We start from the raw sequence: 18,435 nt of genomic DNA on the forward strand, positions 1-18,435 counted from the left end.
GATGCTTATAAACGTTAGGTTGACCAAAAATGGTGTAAAACCACTGGTTAAATACTCCTGCGGACTGGGACGATAAGTACATGCAGAAAAGGAAAAGGAAACTCAGGCGGTCCCTTTGGTGAGAACGAAATCAACAACGTTCTCGACCTGGCTCTTGGCCCTGGTCTCGGTGATGCTCTTCTTGCCGGTTCCCTCGATGGAAACCTTCTTGAAGATGTCCTCGTGGAGCTTGACCACGTCCTCCGGCGGCCTGGTGAACATGCTGACTATCGCGATCACTATCAGGGTCACGAAGAAGTTGATGAAGAACACCGGTATGCCGTTGAACCAGCCGCCGATGGTGCCGAAGAAGCCCGGAGCGTCCGGGTTGAAGGCCCAGCCGTATATCTTCGCCTCGAAGATGACCTCGCTGATGAGACCGTAGGCCATTCCGACTATCGCTCCCTCCTTGGTCGTCCTCTTCCACCAGAGGCTCAGGACAAGGATCGGGCCGAAGCCGACCGCGAGACCGCCCCATGCGGTGGCGACCATCTGGTAGATGACCTTCGGGCCGCTTATGGCGAACCAGAGGCCGACGAGGGCAACCGCAGCGACGACGAGCCTCGAGATGTTGACCATTTGCTTCTTGCCGAGCTCCCTTCCGAGGACCTTGTGGTAGAAGTCCCTGGCTATGGCCGAGGACGCGACGAGGAGCTGGGAGTCCGCGGTGCTCATGACTGCTGAGATTATACCCGCGATGACGAAACCTGCCAGCCAGCTCGGCATGAGCTCAACCGCCATGGCAGGGATGACCTTCTCGGGGTCGCTGACCTGGAGCATTCCGGCGTGGTACATCGCGAAGCCCAGGAATCCTGCAAAGAACGCGCCCCAGAGGACGAGTATGGTCCAGGTACCGCTGATGAAGATACCCGGTCTCCTGAGCTTCCTCGGGTCCTCAACGCTCATGTAGCGGGTGACGATGTGGGGCTGGCCCAGATAGCCGACTATCCAGGAGGCGTAGCCTATTGCGAAAACTATTGCCGCCATTCCGGTGGCGCCGCCGAATGGGTGCAGCAGATTGGGATCCGCGCTGGCTATTATCGCCGTGGCCTTATCGAAGCCGCCTATCTCCGAGAGCGCAAGGAACGGCACTATAATGAGCGTCAGCAGCATGAACATTGCCTGAACGACGTCGGTCCAGACGACCGCGAAGAATCCACCGGTGATAACGTATGCCGTCAGGATGATGACGGTTATGATGATTCCGGTGTTGTCGCTTATGCCGAAGCCCTCCGCGAAGGTCTTTCCTCCGGCGGTGAACTGAGCGGCAACGTAGGCGGTCATGAAGATGACGATTATCAGTGCGCTCAGAATTCTTATCAGCTTGGTGTCGTCCTTGAGCCTTGCCTCGAGGTAGTCGGGGACGGTTATTGCCCTAAATTTACCTGCGTATATCCTCAATCTGGGCCCGATAAGGACGTAATCGGCGAGGGTACCAAAGAGACAGCCGATTCCGGCCCAGAAAGCACCGAGACCGCTGGAGAACGCTGCACCTGGATAACCGAGCATCAACCAGCCCGAGAAGTCGCTCGCCTTGTCCGAGAGGGTTGCGGCGAGGACGTGCACCTTCCTCCCGCCAACGAAGTACTGGTCCTCCGTTTTGGTGTAGCGGTTGGCCCACCAGCCTATGTAGGCCAGGAGGGCGAGGTACACCAGGAATCCGAGGAGAATTCCGCTGTTCATGCCTTACCCTCCTCCTTGAGCTGTTCTATAAGGTCCTCGTCGTAGGCCAGAATCTCGTCGTCCACGTAGTACTCCTTGCCGGTTATTCTGTCCCAGTAGCCGTAGAGCAGCATTGTCAAAATTCCAAGAAACGTTGGCACAAGCAGCGTTGCCCAGGCTTCACCACTCAATCCCATTCTAACCCACCTCAATACACCGATGTCGATTAAAGGACATCAGCTCACTAATATGTGATTGACGAATATAAATTTATTGGTTTAATTATTCCGAATCATAGATGTGGCGTTCTGAAATTGTGACAAAAACCGGCGCAACTGTTAATAATATATCCAATGTATATTGAACGGTGCTGGAATATGAGGGTCAGCATAATGAGACCTATATTCAGACCGGAGGATGTCTCGAATCCCAGCTTTGTGCTATATCCGTACCACATCTTCCACCTAAAGCTCTTCTACAAGCGTCTGGGCAGAAGCGACCGCGTTCTCGATTACTTTGCCTATGTGGACCTCTACCGTCTCGGGGCGGAGAGGGGGGACGGATTCATAGACCTCTACGAGTGGGACGTGGAGGAGAGGAGCGTCATGGAGCCGCTCGTTGATTACGAGGAGGCGAGGATGAAAGCCTTTGAAAGCGCGATAACCTGGGGGAACTCGAGGATCGTCTCCTGGTGGCTTCCCAGAATAGAGATAGTGCGGGAGGCGCGGGCCTACAAGGTGTTCTGGCTCTACGAAAAGGATGGGGAAAAGCTCATCATGGACAGCCTCGACGGAAAGGAGTTCAGCCTCGACGCGGTAACCGGAAAGGGCGGGAGGAAGTGCAGGGGGCCGTTCTGCCGCTAACGGGCGTGAATCTCCACTATGTCCCCGTCCTCGAGCACGTGGTCGGCCCCAACGCGCTGGCCAGGGAACTTCACGCTCTTGCCCCAGACGCGGGCGTAGCGGAAGTTCTTGGCGAAGTCCTTGTGAATCCTCTCTGCTAGATCCATAACCGTTGAGCCCTTCTTCAGCGGCACCGGTGGATAGGCAGGCTCCTCGCCGGGACTCTTGGTGAAGACGCGAATAATCCCGGCCAGCTCGTAGAGTTCGTCCTTGAGTTTGTCCAGCTGTATCTTCCTCTTCGCCGAGACGGGGATTATTTTGAACCTGTCCCCGTAGGCTTCAACGAGTTTCTCGTAGTTCTCCTTACTCCCCGGGGCGTCGCCCTTGTTGGCGATGATTATAGCCCTCTTCCAGACGAGGCTCTCGTCGAGCGCATCCGCGAAGTCCTCGAGCGTCACGGGTTCTTTCACCGTTATCTCCGCGGAGTGAATCCTCTCCTCGCGGAGCATCTTCATGACTTCGCTTATATCGCCCTTGATGTTCTCCTGGCCGTTGATGACGATTCCGCCCATCGCGGTCCTCTTTATCTCAACCCTCGGGCGGCGTTTGTTGAGCTTTATTCCCGCCCTCTCGAACTCCTTGAGGAGGGTTTCCAGCTGCTTTACCGGATCCTGGGATAGGTCAACGACTATGGCCACGGCGTCGGCGTTTCGGATAACGCTGAGAAGCTGCGGCCCCATGCCCTTTCCAAGGGCGGCGCCCTCAACAAGGCCCGGGACCTCGACGAGCTGTATCTGAACGTCTTTGTGGTGCATCATTCCAGGGATGGGCTCGACGGTGGTGAAGGCGTAGTCTGCGACGTCGGCGTCGACGTTTGTGAGTGCCTTCATAAGGGAGCTCTTTCCAACGTTCGGGAGGCCAGCGAGGACTATCTGTGCCGCGCCCTCTTTCCTGACGCTCAGCGATGGGCCGCCACCGCCCTTCTTCATCTGGCGCTGCTTCTCCAGCTCCTTTCTCAGCTCGGCGAGCTTTCGCTTTATCTGGAGTCTGAGCTTTTCCGTTCCCTTGTGCTTGGGGACGGTGGCGTACATCTTCTCAAGGGCGCGGATCTTCTCTGGAATAGTCTTGGCGTTCCTGTACTCCTCCTCCGCCGCCAGATACTCCGCTGTGACGTTCGTTGGCATCGCTGACCCTCCCAGAACTTCTAGAGGTAAAAGGTGAGCGGCGTTTTATAAAAGTATGGTTCTCCAAAATCGGCAAGTTTATATAACCTTTCGAAAATTTTTTACCGGCGGTGATGCTCATGCGAATGGGTTTGGACGATACCGACAAGAAAATCCTCTCCATCCTCCAGAAGAACAGCAGAACGCCCCTGAGGGAGATTTCCAAGGAGGTCGGGCTGGCGGAGTCAACGGTCTATGAGAGGATCAAGAAACTGAAGGATCGGGGCATAATAAAGAAGTTCACGGTCATACTTGACCCTGACTCCCTCGGTTTCCAGATCCTGGCGTTCATCCTCATAAAATCCAAGGCCGGCATGTACGCTCACGTCGCCAACGAGCTCAAGCAGCACCCCCAGATCGTCGAGATATACGAGACCACCGGCGACTACGACATGCTGGTCAAAATCAGAACCGGAGGGAGCGACGAGCTCAACGAGTTCCTTGACACCATAGGGGAAATAAACGGCGTTGAGGCCACCCACACCATGGTCGTCCTTAAGATACACAAGGAGACCACGGAGCTTCCTCTCTGACTATTTCTGTCCAGAAAGGATTATAAATATCCCCTTTCTATTTCCCTCTAAGCGTTTGGATGGAGGTGTTCTGAATGAGGGTGCTGTTTCTGAGCGCCGACGGCTTCGAGGATCTTGAGCTTATATACCCCCTTCACAGGCTCAAGGAGGAGGGACACGAGGTCTATGTGGCGAGCTTCGAGAGGGGCAAGATAACCGGCAAGCACGGCTATTCCGTCGAGGTTCAGCTGACATTTGAGGAGGTCGATCCGGACGAGTTCGACGCCCTCGTCCTGCCCGGGGGAAAGGCGCCTGAGATAGTCCGGCTCAACGAGAAGGCAGTTGAGATAACCAGGAAGATGTTCGAGGCTGGTAAACCGGTCGCCAGCATCTGCCACGGCCCGCAGATACTCATCTCAGCCGGCGTACTGAGGGGCAGGAAGGGAACGAGCACGATAACCATCAGGGACGACGTGAGGAACGCCGGAGCCGAGTGGGTGAACGAGGAGGTAGTCGTTGACGGCAACTGGGTTAGCTCGAGGCACCCCGGCGACCTCTACGCCTGGATGAGGGAGTTTGTTAAGCTCCTTCGCTGACCTTCAACTTTTCTTTGTGACTCTTGCCGGGCGTAAGCTTTATACGGAAAATGAGGATATTTTCATTGGTGTGATGCATGAGGCGAAAAGGTGGTGCCCTGGGTGTAGTGCTCGGCGTGGCCCTCGCGGTTCTCCTGATCGGTGCGGTTCTCACCGTCTTGGCCATCAGGGGAGACATCAGCATAGACGGGATAACCCCGAAGAAAGTGGCGGGAAAGGTCGTTGAGTTTGGGGAGTTCAATGCCCCCGCGCTGGAGGTCAGAGATGTGGTCGGCGACGTCTCGATCGTCGGCGCCAACGTGAGCAAAATCACTGTTAAGAGCAACCTGCCGATAAACGTCAGCCTTGAGAACGGTGTTCTGACTGTTTATTGTCCAACGAAAAAGGTAGGTATCAGCCACAGAAACGTCTGCAACGATTACCGGAACGGTACCGTGGTAGTGGAGGTGCCGGAAAAACTGCTTGGCCTGAGAATTGATAACGTCGTCGGGGACGTTCTCGTGGCTGCTGAGTCCACCGGAGTGGACGTTACGGACGTTGTGGGTGAGGTTAGGGGCACTTCCCGGAACGATTACCACCTCTCGGACATCGTGGGCGATGTGTATCTCAACGTCGCGGAAGGGGCGACGATAAGCGACGTCGTCGGGGACGTTAAGATAGCCGTTCCGGAGGGCTTTGGTGCGGCGCTAACGGCCAAGGACATCGTTGGGGACGTAACGAACACCGCCGCAGGAAAGAACGGCACCGTTGTGGTGATTGTGACGGACGTTGTTGGGGATGTGGAGATAAAGAGGTGACTTTTTAAGCCCCTGATTTTTCATTCCTCTGGTGATGACCATGGCGAAGGAACTTACGCGCTCTAGGGAAGACAGGATCCTTCTAGGTGTCCTCGGTGGAATAGCCGAGCATCTCAACGTTGACCCCACCCTTGTAAGGCTGATATTCGTGGTTCTCCTGGTGTTCAATCCGGCAGCTATGACGCTGCTCTACTTCCTTGCGGCTCTCGTGATACCCGAGGAGGAAACGGACACGGAAGAATCCTTCTCCGAGAGAATCGACGACCTGATAGACGAGACAGGAGAAAGGCTGGGGGAGGTGTTCTCGGGCAACGAAAACTCCAAGGCAATAGCCCTCCTGCTGATATTACTGGGTGCAATACTGCTGGCGGGGCCGTTCATGCCGTTCTTCCTGCCGGCCCTTGACTTCCGGACGCTCTTGGCTGTTGCATTCCTGGTTATAGGAATCATTCTGCTCCTGGGGGGTGATTGAGATGAGAACCTTTGGCTGGATTCTCGTTTTCCTCGGTCTCCTTTTACTCCTAAGGGAGTTTCAGCCCGCTTTCCTGGACTGGCTCAGGCCGTACGCGCCGTACATAAAGGACGCCTTCTGGGGAATCACGCTTATAGCCTTCGGACTCTACGCTCTGACCAGGAGAACCGCCCGCAAGCTTGTGCTGCTCCTGTACCTACTCTATCTGCTCCTCTACCTGGTGGTCTGAATGGAGAGGTGGAGAATAATCCGCGCCTTCACCCTCGGCCCCCTCCTTGAGGCGGCCGTTCCAAAACCGGGCAACGTGAGCCGCCTCAGGGACTTCGACGACCTTACCTTCTACCACTTCCTCTTCGCCGACACAGCCGTCACAGGGGTTTACTACGAGGCCGTGAAGACGGCGGAGCTTCTGAGGAAGGGCATCCTTGAGCCCCGGGAAGCGGGACTCGGCGAGCTGATAAAGCGGGCGGTTCAGGCATCGCGCGAGGCCCAGGACGCCAACCCCAACTTCGGGGTCGTGGCCCTCTCGCTTCCCCTCATCATGGGAATGACGATGGGGAGGAACATGCTGGATGCGCGGGAAAAGGCGAGGTTTCTGATAGAGGAATCAACCGTCAGGGACACGATGGAGTTCTACCGGGCGATAAGGATCGCCAACCCCAAGGGAATCCCCAGCGGCGTCAAATACGACGTCTATTCCGACGATTCCTTCAGGGAGCTTTTCCAGGACGGGATCAACCTCGCCAGGCTCGCCGAGATAAGCTGCGAACGCGAGCTGATATTCTGCGAGTGGCTCAAGGAATACGAGCTGAGCTACTCCACCTTCGGAAGGCTCTACGAGCTGATAAAAGAGCTTCCGCTGGAGGACGCCGTTGTAAGAGCCTTCGTTGAGCTTCTCGCAACAAACATCGACACGCTAATAGTCAGAAAGGCCGGCCCGGAGGAGGCGAAGCTCGTTCGGGAGAACGCCGGGAAGGTTCTCGCCGGGGAACTCAGCGTTGAGGAGTTCGATGCCTTTATGCGCGAGAGGGGCGACCTGAGAAACCCGGGCAGCCTGGCGGACATCATGGCAGTATCGCTCAGCCTGCTCGTTCTCAGGGGGTTGAGGATAGAATTGAGAAACGGAAGGGTCTGGGGAGTTATAGGACGACCTTGAAGCGCTTCGCCCCGCCCAGACCGAGGCCCAGCGCCTTGCTGTCAATGACGACGGCGTCGCCGCCGAGTTCGTCGAGCATGCGTATCTTTAGACCGGAGAGCTCGAAAACCTCCTCCTCGTCGCCGAACTCCTCGTTTATCTGCGCCTTTATGAACTCGTAGGCCTCTTTTCCTAGAAGGACCACGTCTGGCTCGTATCCGTCGAGCTTCAGCTCGTTTGCCTTCTCCTCAACGGAGCTGAGAACACGGATCAGGTCGCCTCTCATGGCTTACACCGGAAAAAGTTGTCGTGAGGGACTAAAAATGTGCCGGTTCTAACTTTCACCGGAACCGTTCTCCTCGACGGCGGTGAACGCTTTCGCGTAGGCCTTCACGACTTCCTCGTCGCCCATTATCATAAGAACCCTTGCCAGGTTCATTCCCCTTACCTCGGCGAACTCCACGTACAGGTACTCATCACCCCTGCGGTAGAGCCTGGAGTAGAGGCCCAGCAGAATGTCTCCCTCAGGGGGTTCTACCTCCGAAGCCTCCCGAAAGCCCGCGTCCCGTATTTTTCCCTCGGTTGCCCTTATCACGTTCTCCAGGCTGCAGTTGCACGTTCCGTTGAACCACTTGGGTACAGGCGGGTAGCCACAGACCTTTTCGAAGTCGGTCTCGTTGCCGCATAACGGGTAGTCTCGGAGGAACCATCTTCCTTCGCCCGTTGGGATGAGGTAGTAGGCCATTCTGACTTCTCCCGCCGGCACGCTGTCCCGGTGGGAGCTTTGGGATATGATTCCACACTTTGGTTCACTGGAGTTTTCGCACTTCCACTTCAGCATTCCAACGTGCCAGGTGCTTCCCCTGCCGTTGAGCGTTACCAGGACCTCGCTTTTCTGTATTGCACACGGGGGGGAGATTCCCATTTCCGTTGCCCAGGGGGCTATTCTCATCGTCCCGTTTCCCTCGGCGGGCCATACTCCGGGCATTTCGGAGAATATCAGGATTGAACCGTTTTCCAGGTACCTTTCAACATCTGCCCCTGGTGTTCCGGGAACGTACTTTACCTGGCTCGTGAGCGAGCAGTGATAATTTGGATTGGAGCTTTCGTCCTGAGGTAGCTTCCACGCCACCACGGCCAGGGCGAGTATCAAAAACAAAAGGAGGAACGCCCACCTGCTACCTTTCAATCACATCGCCTCCGATTGATAATGGACATGCGTAACTTGGCATGTCCCAAGTGGGAATTGCATTACAAAATATGCCACTGGATTATTTAACCTTTTCTACCGTTAAAAGTGAAAACCTGGCCAAAATCAAGTTATAAAAATTTAGGTCTCAAACAATAAAATCGTGAAACGTTAAAGCCCGAACGCCCCCTTGATGCCGTTGATTATCATCTGAACGGCCATCGAGGTCAGTATCAGACCCATCATTCTCGTCATGACCTTTATTCCCACCCTGCCGAGCCTCTCCTGTATCCTGTTGGACGAGCAGAGTACAAGCCAGACGGTCAGGCCTATCGCGAGAATGCTCGCCACCACCGTCGCCTTTTCCGGAACGGAAGTGCTTTTGGCCATGTAGAGCATCACGGTTGTTATCGCACCCGGGCCGGAGATTAGGGGTATGGCGAGCGGGATTATGGCAACCTCCTCCAGCGTAACCACTTCCTCGCTGAACTCTTCCGTCTCCTCTTTGCTTATCTTGACCGTCGAGAGCCGGCCCGAGAGCATGTCCATCGCCATTTTGAAGAGCAGTATGCCGCCCGCTATGGCGAAGGCATCGATGCTCGAGCCGAAGAACTTGAATATCCACTCCCCTATGAGGGCGAAGACGATGAGGGTCACGATGACGGTGGTGGCGGTTTTCTGTGCTATCTCCCTTCTCTGGCTCCAGGAAAGGTCGTGGGTGACCCCGAGGAAGACTGGAACCGCTCCGACCGGATTCGTTATCGCGAACAGGCCGCCGTAGAGTATGACGAAGTACTTCAGGTACTCGAGCAAGCTACCACCCTTCCGGGCCGGAGAAGAGGGGGTTAAAAAGTTAATCCTTCCCCCCGCGGATAATCTCGAAGGAGTACGTGACCTCAGCACCGCTCAGTTTAACTTGGGCAGAGGCCGAGCAGTATTTGTCCTGGCTCAGCTCTATCGCGCGCCTGGCCTTCTCCTCCTTCACGTCGCCATATATCCTGTAGTGGAGGTGAATTTTCCGGTATATCTTCGGGTGCTCCTCCCTCCTCTCGCCGCTGATCTCGACCTCCAGCCCTTCGATCGGCTCGCGCATCTTCTGGAGAATCATGACGACGTCGTAGGCGGTGCAGCCGGCAACACTCAGAAGGAGGAGCTTCATGGGGCTTATCCCGCCCTCCCCAAGTATGACGGAGCATTTGTCGCTCTCCACCCTGCCGATGAACTGATAGTCCTTGAACCACTCAACCTTTCCCCTCACAGGTTCGGTCATGAGCATCACCGGTTCCACCTCGGGCAAGGCCTTTAAAGGGGTTTCTGAAACTTGAGGTGATGTACATACGTCCCTTTGACCCCTGGAAGGCGAAGCTCTGCACCTGCCCCTTCAAGTACACGCTGAACGTCTATACCGGCTGCGACCACGCGTGCGTTTACTGTTACATAACGGGCTACATCCCCAACGCCTTCCGCGTGCGGACAAAGGATGGGCTTCTTCCAAAACTGGAGCGTGAGCTGAGGCGTTTTGACCGGCGCTACATAATAGCGCTCTCCTACTCCTCGGACCCGTATCCGACGATTGAGCGTGAGCTGGGCATAACCCGGAGCGTTCTCAAGCTCTTCAAACGCTACGACGTCCGCTGCCTGCTCCTCACGAAGTCGGAGGTCTTTGAGCGCGACCTGGACGTTCTGAGCGAGCTTAAGTGTGCCGTCGGGATAACGGTGACCACGGTGGATAAAAGGAAGGCGAAGCTGCTGGAGCCGAATGCTCCCTCCCCAAGGGCGAGAATCCGGGCGCTTGAGAGGGCCAAGGATGCTGGTATTCCAGTTTACGCCCGCATTGACCCCATAATACCGTTCTACACCTGGGAGGACTTCGAGGAGACGCTCGACGCCCTGAGCTTCGTGAGCCATATCACGGTCTCGACCCTCAAGCTGAGGCCAGATTCAAAGGGGAGGATGTTCGCTAAGTTTCCGGAGCTGATGGAGAGGCTCTGGCCCCTCTACGAGAGGGGGAGAAGATTGGGGGATACCACTACCTGCCTCGCGAGCTGAGGGTTGAGATCCTAAGGGAAGCGGAGAGAAAGATTCTGGAAAGGGGAATCACGTTTGGGTCGTGTCGGGAGGGTTATCGGTCGTTTCCGAGCTGCGATGGCTCTCACCTTGTTCCTCCGTAATGGATGGGGCTTCTTCGATTTCCGCCTTCCCGAGCTTTTCCTTGAGCTCCGCCTCTATCTCGACTCTCTCAAGCTCGAGCCTCTTCGCCCGGTACTCGGCCGCGGCCCTTACGAAGGCCTCGTACAGTCTCTCCATCTCCGGAAGGTATTCGGGCTGCCACTGGACCCCCATGATGAAGCCCTCTGCATCCTCGGCGCCCTCTATTGCCTCGATCAGCCCATCGACTGCGTACGCAACCGGCCGGATTCCTTCGCCCACCCTCTTGACGGCCTGGTGGTGGAAGCTGTTCACCCGGAGATAGACCTCGTTGGTGCCCTCTATGTCCAGCTCGTCCTTGAGTATCCCGTAGAGCTTTGAGCTCATCTTTATCCTGACCCCGTGGACGCGCTGGCTTGGCCCTATGAGTTTGAGCTCCCAGTCGTGCTTTATTGCCTTGGGTATCTCGTTGAGGTCCTGGTAGAGGGTTCCGCCCAGGGCCACGTTTATGACCTGCATGCCCCTGCAGATACCGAGTATTGGAACACCCCTCTCAACGGCCTTTTTCACGAGGCTTATCTCAAACTCGTCCCTGTCAACATCGACGTACTTGATGGCACTGGAGGGGTCCTCCCCGTAGAAGTGGGGGTGAACGTCGGGCCCCTCTATGAGGAGTATGCCATCGACGTGCTCCAGAACCTCGTCCGGTGAGGCGGCGGTGTTGAAAACCGCGGGGATTCCGCCGGCCGCCGCGATCTTCTCGATGTGAGTTTTGTCCAGAAACAGTCTGTTCCTCGAGTGGTCAATCTGACCAATTATACCGATCAGCGGTTTCATGACTATCACCTTAACTGCAGTTCTAAGAAGGGGATAAAAAGCTTTGCGGAAGGAAAAGAAGAGTGGTCAGCCCTTGAGGGCCTTCATTTCTTCCTCTATGACCTCGGCGAGCCTCTTGACGCCCTCGCGTATCTTCTCCTCGGGCACGTAGGTGAAGTTCAGGCGCATCGTGTTCTTGACGTCACGGTGGGCGAAGAACGCCTCACCGGGAACGTAGGCGACGCCCTTGGAGACGGCTTTCTCCATCATGAGCTTGGTGTCGATGCCCTCCGGGAGGGTGACCCAGATGAACATTCCTCCCTCGGGCTTGGTCCACCTGACACCCTCGGGCATGTACTCCTCGAGGGCCTCGAGCATCGCGTCCCTGCGCGGCTTGTAGAACTCGATTATCTTCGGTATCTGCTCGTCGAGGTAGCCCTCCTCAACGTACTTCCAGGCGATGAGCTGCGCGAGCGTATTGGCGCAGAGGTCAACGGCCTGTTTGGCTATCTCCATCTTTCTTATGAAGTGCGGGTGGGCGGCTATCCATCCGAGCCTGAATCCTGGCGCGAGTATCTTTGAGAACGTTCCGAGGTAGAGGACCCTTCCCTCGTCGTCGAAGTGCTTGATCGGCGGGATGGGCTCTCCGGAGTAGCGAAGCTCCGCGTAGGGGCTGTCCTCAACGATGAGGAAGTCGTATTCCCTCGCGAGCTCGATGAGCCTCTTCCTCCTGTCGAGGCTCATGGTGACGCCCATCGGGTTCTGGAAAGTTGAGACCGTATAAACGAATTTGATCTTCTTGCCCTCGGCGTTGAGCTTTCTGAGCTTCTCCTCGAGGAGATCGACCATCATTCCGCTGTCGTCCATCGGGATGCTGATGAACTCGGGGTCGTAATACTTGAACGCATTGAGTGCTGCGAGGTAGGTCGGTCCCTCGACGACGACCATGTCTCCGGGGTTGATGAACGTCCTTCCGATGAGGTCGAGGGCCTGCTGGCTGCCGGCGACCATCATTATCTCAACCTTGCTGGTTGGAATGCCGTAGCGCTTCTCCATCCAGTCCGCGAGGGTAAGGCGGAGCGGGGTGAAGCCCTTGGTGGTACCGTACTGCAAAGCTTTGTCGGCGTGGTGGGTGAGAACGTCCTGGGCTATCTCCTTGATCTTCTCAACCGGGAAGGTCTCCGGGGCGGGGAGTCCCCCGGCGAGGGAGATAACGTCCGAGCTCTCGACGAGCTTGAGGAGCTCCCTGATCTCGGATGCCTTCATAGATTTGGCCTTGTCAGAGAAGTACGTTTCAAAGTCCAGTGAACCTGAACCCAGCTTGCGCATGAGTTTTTCCTCCACTTCCGTTCCCCCCATTAAATGCACACTTTTGAGCACGTCACCAATTCTATACACTTAACGATGGCGGCGATTGGTTATAAATCTTTCTGCAATGGTCGTTAGGCCCATTTACAAATGTAAAGGATACCATCCTAGTATTTTTCCTTACATCAAGGAACTAAAATCTTCATCGATGAACATAAAAAGCTCTATAAACCCTCCCGACATAATATAGGGTTACCAGCAAGGGGGGATGGAAATGCCTGTGGTGAATGAAGTGCTCGAGATTGCCCAGGAGATCAGGGATATGAGGATAAGGGGTGCGGGCAAGATAGGGCGATACGCGGCCTACGCCCTTCAGATTCAGGCTGAGAAGAGCGGAGCGACGGACGTTGATGCGTTCTGGGACGAGATGAAGAAGGCCGCCAAGCTTCTCTATGAGACGAGGCCCACCGCCGTCTCACTCCCCAACGCGCTCCGTTACGTCATGCACCGCGGGAAAGTGGCGTACGCCGGCGGGGCGGACCTTGAACAGCTCAAGTTCATCGTCATAAACGCCGCGAAGGAGTTCATTCACAACTCCGAGAAGGCCCTTGAGAGGATAGGCGAGATGGGAGCGAAGCGCATAGAGGACGGGGACGTCATAATGACCCACTGCCACAGCAAGGCTGCCATAAGCGTCATGAAGACCGCCTGGGAGCAGGGCAAGGACATAAAGGTCATCGTCACCGAGACGAGGCCGAAGTGGCAGGGCAAGCTCACCGCCAAGGAGCTGGCGAGTTACGGTATCCCGGTAATCTACGTCGTTGACAGTGCCGCGAGACACTACATGAAGATGACCGACAAGGTGGTTATGGGCGCGGACAGCATAACGGTGAACGGCGCGGTGATAAACAAGATTGGAACGGCTTTGATAGCGCTCACCGCCAAGGAGCACAGGGTCTGGACGATGATTGCCGCGGAAACCTACAAGTTCCACCCCGAGACGATGCTCGGCCAGCTGGTCGAGATAGAGATGCGCGACCCGACCGAGGTCATTCCCGAGGAGGAGCTCAAGACCTGGCCGGAGAACATCGAGGTCTGGAATCCGGCCTTCGACGTCACGCCGCCTGAGTACGTGGACGTCATCATAACCGAGCGCGGGATAATCCCGCCGAGCGCGGCGATAGACATACTCAAGGAGGAGTTCGGCTGGGCCCTCAAGTACACCGAGCCCTGGGAGGACTGAGTGTTTTCTCATTGTCCCCTTTATTCTCTGCCCTTTCGACCGTGAAAAATGAAAAGGCCTTAACCCTCGATGCTTCCCGCGGTGAAGGCTTCCGCGTAGGCTTTCACGGTTTTCTCGTCGCCCATTAGCATGAGAACCCTCACCAAATCCATGCCCTTGACTTTGGCGAATTCCACGTAGAGGTAATCGTCGCCTCTGCGATACATTGTTGCCCCTAAAGGCATGAGATGCTCATTGCCACCAGATATATCCCACAAAGAGACGTGTACAAATCCTGCTGACTTTACGGCATCATCGACCTTGGCCATTAGTGTTTCAATTGAACATGTGCACCCCACTTTAACGTCTTCGAACTTCACAGGGCCGCCCCACGCTATCGACTTGTAAACTCTAAATTCCCCTTCTTTGGTTGGGACAACATAGTATGCGAGATAAACTTTGCCGGCGGGGGCCGGGGAGCTTTTTAGTTCCTGTGGGGTCACTTCACGCGGTCCGTTGCAGTCCACATGGTTGAGTACGGGCCACAGGAGTACGTATCCCGGTTCCATAAGCTCGACAAGCCCGCTCTGTCCCTGGAGCACACATGGGGGTTTAATACCCAATTCCTCGGTCCAGTTGCTCTCCTCGGTGAATATCTGAGGGCCTCCCTGGGGTGGGGTTTCGTTTATCACCATTCCCCTCAGGTACATCTCTGCGAAATGCACGGCCGTTCCGTTCTGGTGGTACTCTACGACGTCCATTCCTTCGTCCGCGAACATAACGTGAACCGCCGGACACTCGATTTTTGTCTCTGACTTCTCCAGAAGACAGCTTTTTTGACCCCGTTCCTCCCTTGCAAAATAAAAAAGCAACAAGATGACGAGGAATCCAGTAGAGAAAAGAACCAAGAGTTTAGATCTCATTAAGGCACCTCCGGTACTGATTGCGGAGTTGGGCACTCTTCTCCTGAATCGCACATTTGTATCGGAGTTATGGTGACTACCCATGCAGAGACCATGTTCCCGACATCAAAAAGTATCCACGCTTTTGGATCATCTTTCCAGGTGGTGTGAACATAAATGTACTTCTTTCCATCGCTGTACGTACGATATCCGACAAACGTTGTTACATGTCCCCCAGTTGTTTTTATGCATTCCTGGGACCCAATAATGGGACAAAATATCCCCTCTACAGTACCAAGCAATCCGGGTTTGTTGTTATCTACTTCACTTTTAATTACACTAAACAACCAGTTAAAAGACCCTGATGTTCCCTCTGCGTCGTATCCATATATTGGGTGGTTTTGGATAACTCCTAGGTGGTACAATTCAGACGCTTCCCAATAAAAGTTTTCCATGCCTCTTACAACATCGTCCCTATCATCTGTTGAACCTGAATCTGAAGTTCCCATTGTCTTATGGAGAATATCTATGAGAGCTTCTCTATACCAGTCAGTGCGATATTGGGATTCGTAATACCCTATTACCATAGAACCTGCAATGGGAGCACAACCGTCCCATTTAGCCCATGGGTCTATTGTTGGTCCTACGTTAGATGGATATTGCCAGGATCCATTACCAAGATCCGTTTCGGTCCACGCAGGGACGTCATAGATTATCTTCTCGGACGTTATGGTTGCTAGTGGGATAATTGGATATCCCGTTTTTGTAATTGTGAATAGTGTGGATTCTGTTGACCTCCATTCGTCTTGGTTTTTATTTACTTTGGCCTCTGGAGGAAGTTCGTATTTTTCTGGTTTTTTGTATTCTTTGCCTTTCATGTCCACAACCTTGTCTCCGGCTAAGAGGCCGTAGTTCAGTCCGCTGAAGTATGCGAAGCGGTAGGTTTTCACTCCTTTTCTTGTGGCGAGTTCTTTCATCAGGTCGCTTGGGGTCTTCTCGCCAAAGCCTGCCTCTAGGATTGCCGGTGGTAGGTTCCTGTTGGCTGATACTATGATGTAGCCTATGGTTTTTTCATTCTTGACCATTCTGAATTCGTAAGCTGCTAATCTACCGTCGGGGAAGTAGAGGGGTGTTGGATTGGTTGGGACTGCCCCGTTGAACTCCGGGAACTTGTGAAGTTCCCTGACTGCCAGTGCTTTGACTGTCGCTAGAGGTACTGCTTCTGGCTTGTCAACTGGTGCCGCCGTCACGATTCCCCCCAATAGGAGGATTCCCAAGAGTAACGCTAGTGGGGGTTTCCATTTCACAACTTGCACCTCCAATGAGAGATTGCATTACAAAATATGCCGTTGGATTATTTAACCCTTTCTATCACTAAAAGTGAAAATCCGGCCAAACCAAGTTATATTATGGCGAACCACATACAATTTTATACAACACCCCTACACGGGGTTCTTAAAACTCTCAAGCTAACAATGCTCATTGACTGCCAGGGGTCTCCACGGAAGTTGATGCAAAACGAATACACGCAAGGGTTTAAAACGCCTAACCCTTTTATACTTCGGAAACAAAAACCGAGAGGGTGATGATAATGAAAGCTTACGTGGCTGAGAACGTCAGGGGCATCTATGCCTTTGACGAGAGCGGTAATCTCATTGATCAGAAGGTCTTCTCCGGAAGGCCGGAGGGGATCCTCGACAGGCTTTTGAGGGGCGAGCCAAGCGACGAGCTGGTTTCTTTCCTCGACGAGCTTAGGGAGAGGGGCTACGACGAGTTTGTGGTGGAAGACTCTGAGCTGGGAAGGGCGCTGAAGGAGCTCGGCTACAACGCAACCGCCGAGTTCCCGAACATCGCCGGAGAGAAGCTCCGCTCAAGCCCGGAGGAGTTCCTCGGCGAGAACTGGTTCGACGAGTACTTCGGGGTTGGCGTTGCCCTGACCAGGCTCCGCATACAGGAGCAGAGCGGGGCAAGGGACAAGATGATAATCCAGGCCATCGAGGCCCTTGACGACATAGACAAGGTCACCAACCTTCTCGTCTCCAGGCTGAGGGAGTGGTACGGTCTGCACTTCCCCGAGCTCGATGAGATACTCCCGAGGCACGAGCAGTACGTGGCGTTCGTCAAGACCGTTGGCTCGAGGGACAACGTCAGCGAGGAGAGGCTCAGGAGCCTTGGTTTCCCGGATTCCAAGGTGGAGAAGATACTGAAGGCTGCGGAAACGTCAATGGGTGCTCCGCTCGGCAAGTTCGACAGCGACATCATAATGAAGCTGGCCAGCGAGATAAACGACCTCTACAAGCTCAGGAAGGAGATAGAGGACTACCTGGAGACGGCCATGGACGAGGTCGCACCGAACCTGAAAGCTTTAGTCGGCGCCAAGCTCGCCGCCCGCCTTATGAGCCTCGCGGGAGGTCTCAAGGAGCTCGCCATAATGCCCGCCTCGACGATACAGGTCCTCGGTGCTGAGAAGGCCCTCTTCAGGCACCTGAGGAGCGGTGCTAAACCTCCAAAGCACGGCGTCATCTTCCAGTATCCAGCTATAAACCGCTCGCCGTGGTGGCAGAGGGGTAAGATCGCGAGAGCTTTGGCAGGAAAGCTCGCCATAGCGGCGCGCGTTGACTACTTCTCCGGCGAGTACATAGCCGAGGAGCTGAAGCAGGAGATAGAGCAGCGCATCCAGGAGATAAAGCAGAAGTACCCGAACCCGCCCAAGAGGAAGGCCAAGCCGGAAAAGAAGAAGAAAAAGAAGAAGTTCAAGGGCAAGGAGAAGAAGGGCAAGGGCTTCGGCGGCAAGAAGAAGGAAAAGGCCGGAAAGGGTAAGAAGAGCGAGAAAGGTGGAAAGAAAAATAAGAAGGGCGGCAAGAGGTGAGGTAGATGAGGATTAAGAAGCACAAGTTCCCCGGTGTTTACGTCTTCGTTGATGAGGACGGGAGCGAGAGGATAGCCACCAAGAACCTCGTTCCGGGCCAGAAGGTCTACGGCGAGAGGCTGATAAAGTCCGAGGGTGAGGAGTACAGGATATGGAATCCGAGCAGGTCGAAGCTCGGTGCGGCCATACTGAACGGTCTCGAGAACTTCCCGATAAAGCCAGGCTCAAAGGTTCTCTACCTCGGAGTCGCGAGCGGAACCACCGCCAGCCACGTCAGCGACGTTGTTGGCTGGGAGGGTAAGGTATTCGGCGTTGAGTTCTCCCCGCGCGTCCTGAGGGAGCTGGTGCCCCTTGTGGAGGAGCGCAGGAACCTCGTCCCGATACTCGGCGACGCCACCAAGCCGGAGGGCTACCGCGCACTCGTGCCGAAGGTTGACGTTATCTTCGAGGACGTCGCCCAGCCGACGCAGGCGAAAATCCTCATAGACAACGCCAGGGTCTTCCTGAAGAGCGGCGGCTACGCCATGATAAGCGTCAAGAGCAGGAGCATCGACGTCACGAAGGAGCCCGAGCAGGTCTTCAAGGAGGTCGAGAGGGAGCTCTCCGAGTACTTCGAGGTCGTTGAGAGGCTTTCACTCGAGCCCTACGAGAAGGACCACGCGCTGTTCGTCGTGAGGAAACCGTGATTCTTCGGGGGAGCAGG

At 55.1% G+C, this 18,435-nt stretch carries 21 protein-coding genes and 1 pseudogene; 11 read left to right on the forward strand and 11 right to left on the reverse strand.

Annotated elements, in window-relative coordinates; all coding sequences use genetic code 11:
* Window positions 1-102 precede the first annotated feature (102 nt).
* Both FPV09_RS10755 and FPV09_RS10760 read right to left on the reverse strand, forming a co-directional pair.
* A complete protein-coding gene (locus FPV09_RS10755) occupies window positions 103-1,722 on the reverse strand; it encodes a sodium/proline symporter (RefSeq protein ID WP_148883402.1) in 1,620 nt (539 codons plus the stop codon).
* Window positions 1,719-1,898 (reverse strand): hypothetical protein, encoded by a 180-nt coding sequence (locus tag FPV09_RS10760; protein WP_148883403.1) that lies wholly within the window; start codon window positions 1,896-1,898, stop codon window positions 1,719-1,721. The genes FPV09_RS10755 and FPV09_RS10760 overlap by 4 nt, the downstream gene beginning before the upstream one ends.
* A 180-nt stretch (window positions 1,899-2,078) precedes the next feature.
* On the opposite strand from FPV09_RS10760, the gene FPV09_RS10765 reads away from it, so the two are divergent.
* Window positions 2,079-2,564 carry a hypothetical protein gene (locus FPV09_RS10765; protein WP_148883404.1) on the forward strand — a complete coding sequence of 162 codons (486 nt, stop codon included), beginning with the start codon at window positions 2,079-2,081 and terminating at the stop codon, window positions 2,562-2,564.
* On the opposite strand, the gene FPV09_RS10770 is transcribed toward FPV09_RS10765, so the two are convergent.
* The gene (locus FPV09_RS10770; protein ID WP_148883405.1) at window positions 2,561-3,727 is read right to left on the reverse strand and encodes an OBG GTPase family GTP-binding protein; all 1,167 of its coding nucleotides are present in this window, start codon (window positions 3,725-3,727) and stop codon (window positions 2,561-2,563) included. The two genes, FPV09_RS10765 and FPV09_RS10770, sit on opposite strands and share 4 nt — an antisense overlap.
* 119 nt (window positions 3,728-3,846) lie before the next feature.
* Here FPV09_RS10770 and FPV09_RS10775 point away from each other — a divergent pair, with 119 nt between their 5' ends.
* The 6 genes from FPV09_RS10775 to FPV09_RS10800 all read left to right on the forward strand — a co-directional run bounded on the left by FPV09_RS10775 (window position 3,847) and on the right by FPV09_RS10800 (window position 7,299).
* The gene (locus tag FPV09_RS10775) at window positions 3,847-4,299 is read left to right on the forward strand and encodes an Lrp/AsnC family transcriptional regulator (protein ID WP_148883850.1); all 453 of its coding nucleotides are present in this window, start codon (window positions 3,847-3,849) and stop codon (window positions 4,297-4,299) included.
* Between the two features lie 74 nt (window positions 4,300-4,373).
* Window positions 4,374-4,874, forward strand: coding sequence for a deglycase PfpI (gene pfpI / locus FPV09_RS10780; RefSeq protein ID WP_148883406.1), 501 nt, complete (start codon window positions 4,374-4,376; stop codon window positions 4,872-4,874).
* Window positions 4,875-4,951: 77 nt separating this feature from the next.
* On the forward strand, window positions 4,952-5,671 hold the full coding sequence (locus FPV09_RS10785; RefSeq protein WP_148883407.1) for a DUF4097 family beta strand repeat-containing protein: 720 nt from the start codon (window positions 4,952-4,954) through the stop codon (window positions 5,669-5,671).
* A 34-nt stretch (window positions 5,672-5,705) separates the two neighbouring features.
* Window positions 5,706-6,143, forward strand: a complete 438-nt coding sequence (locus FPV09_RS10790; RefSeq protein WP_342781739.1) for a PspC domain-containing protein — start codon at window positions 5,706-5,708, stop codon at window positions 6,141-6,143.
* 1 nt (window position 6,144) lies between these two features.
* The gene (locus tag FPV09_RS10795; protein ID WP_148883409.1) at window positions 6,145-6,372 is read left to right on the forward strand and encodes a hypothetical protein; all 228 of its coding nucleotides are present in this window, start codon (window positions 6,145-6,147) and stop codon (window positions 6,370-6,372) included.
* The gene (locus FPV09_RS10800) at window positions 6,373-7,299 is read left to right on the forward strand and encodes a triphosphoribosyl-dephospho-CoA synthase (protein WP_148883410.1); all 927 of its coding nucleotides are present in this window, start codon (window positions 6,373-6,375) and stop codon (window positions 7,297-7,299) included. It abuts the gene before it with no gap.
* On the opposite strand, the gene FPV09_RS10805 is transcribed toward FPV09_RS10800, so the two are convergent.
* From FPV09_RS10805 to FPV09_RS10820, 4 genes are all read right to left on the reverse strand, one after another.
* Window positions 7,283-7,564, reverse strand: a complete 282-nt coding sequence (locus FPV09_RS10805; protein WP_148883411.1) for a family 4A encapsulin nanocompartment shell protein — start codon at window positions 7,562-7,564, stop codon at window positions 7,283-7,285. The two genes, FPV09_RS10800 and FPV09_RS10805, sit on opposite strands and share 17 nt — an antisense overlap.
* Window positions 7,565-7,612: 48 nt before the next feature.
* The gene (locus FPV09_RS10810; protein WP_148883412.1) at window positions 7,613-8,467 is read right to left on the reverse strand and encodes a hypothetical protein; all 855 of its coding nucleotides are present in this window, start codon (window positions 8,465-8,467) and stop codon (window positions 7,613-7,615) included.
* Between the two features lie 171 nt (window positions 8,468-8,638).
* On the reverse strand, window positions 8,639-9,280 hold the full coding sequence (gene snatA, locus FPV09_RS10815) for a neutral amino acid NAAT transporter SnatA (RefSeq protein WP_148883413.1): 642 nt from the start codon (window positions 9,278-9,280) through the stop codon (window positions 8,639-8,641).
* 40 nt (window positions 9,281-9,320) lie between these two features.
* Window positions 9,321-9,737, reverse strand: a complete 417-nt coding sequence (locus tag FPV09_RS10820) for an OsmC family protein (RefSeq protein ID WP_148883852.1) — start codon at window positions 9,735-9,737, stop codon at window positions 9,321-9,323.
* A 59-nt stretch (window positions 9,738-9,796) separates the two neighbouring features.
* Between FPV09_RS10820 and FPV09_RS10825 the strand changes: the two are divergent.
* Window positions 9,797-10,638, forward strand: a pseudogene (locus FPV09_RS10825) (radical SAM protein).
* On the opposite strand, the gene FPV09_RS10830 reads toward FPV09_RS10825, so the two are convergent.
* Entirely contained in the window at window positions 10,565-11,452 is an 888-nt protein-coding gene (locus FPV09_RS10830) for a gamma-glutamyl-gamma-aminobutyrate hydrolase family protein (RefSeq protein WP_148883851.1), read from the reverse strand. The pseudogene FPV09_RS10825 and the gene FPV09_RS10830 sit on opposite strands and share 74 nt — an antisense overlap.
* 66 nt (window positions 11,453-11,518) lie before the next feature.
* Window positions 11,519-12,775: an aminotransferase-like domain-containing protein gene (locus tag FPV09_RS10835; protein WP_148883853.1), complete on the reverse strand. Its 1,257-nt coding sequence runs from the start codon at window positions 12,773-12,775 to the stop codon at window positions 11,519-11,521.
* A gap of 238 nt (window positions 12,776-13,013) precedes the next feature.
* On the opposite strand from FPV09_RS10835, the gene FPV09_RS10840 reads away from it, so the two are divergent.
* Window positions 13,014-13,982, forward strand: coding sequence for a ribose 1,5-bisphosphate isomerase (locus FPV09_RS10840; RefSeq protein WP_139681838.1), 969 nt, complete (start codon window positions 13,014-13,016; stop codon window positions 13,980-13,982).
* Between the two features lie 59 nt (window positions 13,983-14,041).
* On the opposite strand, the gene FPV09_RS10845 is transcribed toward FPV09_RS10840, so the two are convergent.
* Both FPV09_RS10845 and FPV09_RS10850 read right to left on the reverse strand, forming a co-directional pair.
* Window positions 14,042-14,884 carry a hypothetical protein gene (locus FPV09_RS10845; RefSeq protein ID WP_148883414.1) on the reverse strand — a complete coding sequence of 281 codons (843 nt, stop codon included), beginning with the start codon at window positions 14,882-14,884 and terminating at the stop codon, window positions 14,042-14,044.
* Window positions 14,884-16,170, reverse strand: a complete 1,287-nt coding sequence (locus tag FPV09_RS10850) for a cysteine peptidase family C39 domain-containing protein (RefSeq protein ID WP_148883415.1) — start codon at window positions 16,168-16,170, stop codon at window positions 14,884-14,886. Before FPV09_RS10850 ends, FPV09_RS10845 begins: the two co-directional genes overlap by 1 nt.
* Before the next feature lie 284 nt (window positions 16,171-16,454).
* Here FPV09_RS10850 and FPV09_RS10855 point away from each other — a divergent pair, with 284 nt between their 5' ends.
* Window positions 16,455-17,732: a C/D box methylation guide ribonucleoprotein complex aNOP56 subunit gene (locus FPV09_RS10855; RefSeq protein WP_148883854.1), complete on the forward strand. Its 1,278-nt coding sequence runs from the start codon at window positions 16,455-16,457 to the stop codon at window positions 17,730-17,732.
* Between the two features lie 5 nt (window positions 17,733-17,737).
* A complete protein-coding gene (locus tag FPV09_RS10860) occupies window positions 17,738-18,418 on the forward strand; it encodes a fibrillarin-like rRNA/tRNA 2'-O-methyltransferase (RefSeq protein WP_148883416.1) in 681 nt (226 codons plus the stop codon).
* Window positions 18,419-18,435: the final 17 nt, after the last annotated feature.

It is taken from the genome of Thermococcus aciditolerans, from assembly GCF_008152015.1.
Classification (GTDB): Archaea; Methanobacteriota_B; Thermococci; order Thermococcales; family Thermococcaceae; genus Thermococcus; species Thermococcus celericrescens.

Bases quoted from the DNA above. Each gene is read 5' to 3' on its own strand.
- FPV09_RS10855 (WP_148883854.1), top strand. From the start codon at position 16,455: ATGAAAGCTTACGTGGCTGAGAACGTCAGGGGCATCTATGCCTTTGAC.
- FPV09_RS10800 (WP_148883410.1), top strand. From the start codon at position 6,373: ATGGAGAGGTGGAGAATAATCCGCGCCTTCACCCTCGGCCCCCTCCTT.
- pfpI (WP_148883406.1), top strand. From the start codon at position 4,374: ATGAGGGTGCTGTTTCTGAGCGCCGACGGCTTCGAGGATCTTGAGCTT.
- FPV09_RS10795 (WP_148883409.1), top strand. From the start codon at position 6,145: ATGAGAACCTTTGGCTGGATTCTCGTTTTCCTCGGTCTCCTTTTACTC.
- FPV09_RS10840 (WP_139681838.1), top strand. From the start codon at position 13,014: ATGCCTGTGGTGAATGAAGTGCTCGAGATTGCCCAGGAGATCAGGGAT.
- FPV09_RS10790 (WP_342781739.1), top strand. From the start codon at position 5,706: ATGACCATGGCGAAGGAACTTACGCGCTCTAGGGAAGACAGGATCCTT.
- FPV09_RS10820 (WP_148883852.1), bottom strand. From the start codon at position 9,737: ATGACCGAACCTGTGAGGGGAAAGGTTGAGTGGTTCAAGGACTATCAG.
- FPV09_RS10805 (WP_148883411.1), bottom strand. From the start codon at position 7,564: ATGAGAGGCGACCTGATCCGTGTTCTCAGCTCCGTTGAGGAGAAGGCA.
- FPV09_RS10775 (WP_148883850.1), top strand. From the start codon at position 3,847: ATGCGAATGGGTTTGGACGATACCGACAAGAAAATCCTCTCCATCCTC.
- FPV09_RS10860 (WP_148883416.1), top strand. From the start codon at position 17,738: ATGAGGATTAAGAAGCACAAGTTCCCCGGTGTTTACGTCTTCGTTGAT.
- FPV09_RS10845 (WP_148883414.1), bottom strand. From the start codon at position 14,884: ATGAGATCTAAACTCTTGGTTCTTTTCTCTACTGGATTCCTCGTCATC.
- FPV09_RS10755 (WP_148883402.1), bottom strand. From the start codon at position 1,722: ATGAACAGCGGAATTCTCCTCGGATTCCTGGTGTACCTCGCCCTCCTG.
- FPV09_RS10770 (WP_148883405.1), bottom strand. From the start codon at position 3,727: ATGCCAACGAACGTCACAGCGGAGTATCTGGCGGCGGAGGAGGAGTAC.
- FPV09_RS10765 (WP_148883404.1), top strand. From the start codon at position 2,079: ATGAGGGTCAGCATAATGAGACCTATATTCAGACCGGAGGATGTCTCG.
- FPV09_RS10785 (WP_148883407.1), top strand. From the start codon at position 4,952: ATGAGGCGAAAAGGTGGTGCCCTGGGTGTAGTGCTCGGCGTGGCCCTC.
- FPV09_RS10760 (WP_148883403.1), bottom strand. From the start codon at position 1,898: ATGGGATTGAGTGGTGAAGCCTGGGCAACGCTGCTTGTGCCAACGTTT.
- FPV09_RS10830 (WP_148883851.1), bottom strand. From the start codon at position 11,452: ATGAAACCGCTGATCGGTATAATTGGTCAGATTGACCACTCGAGGAAC.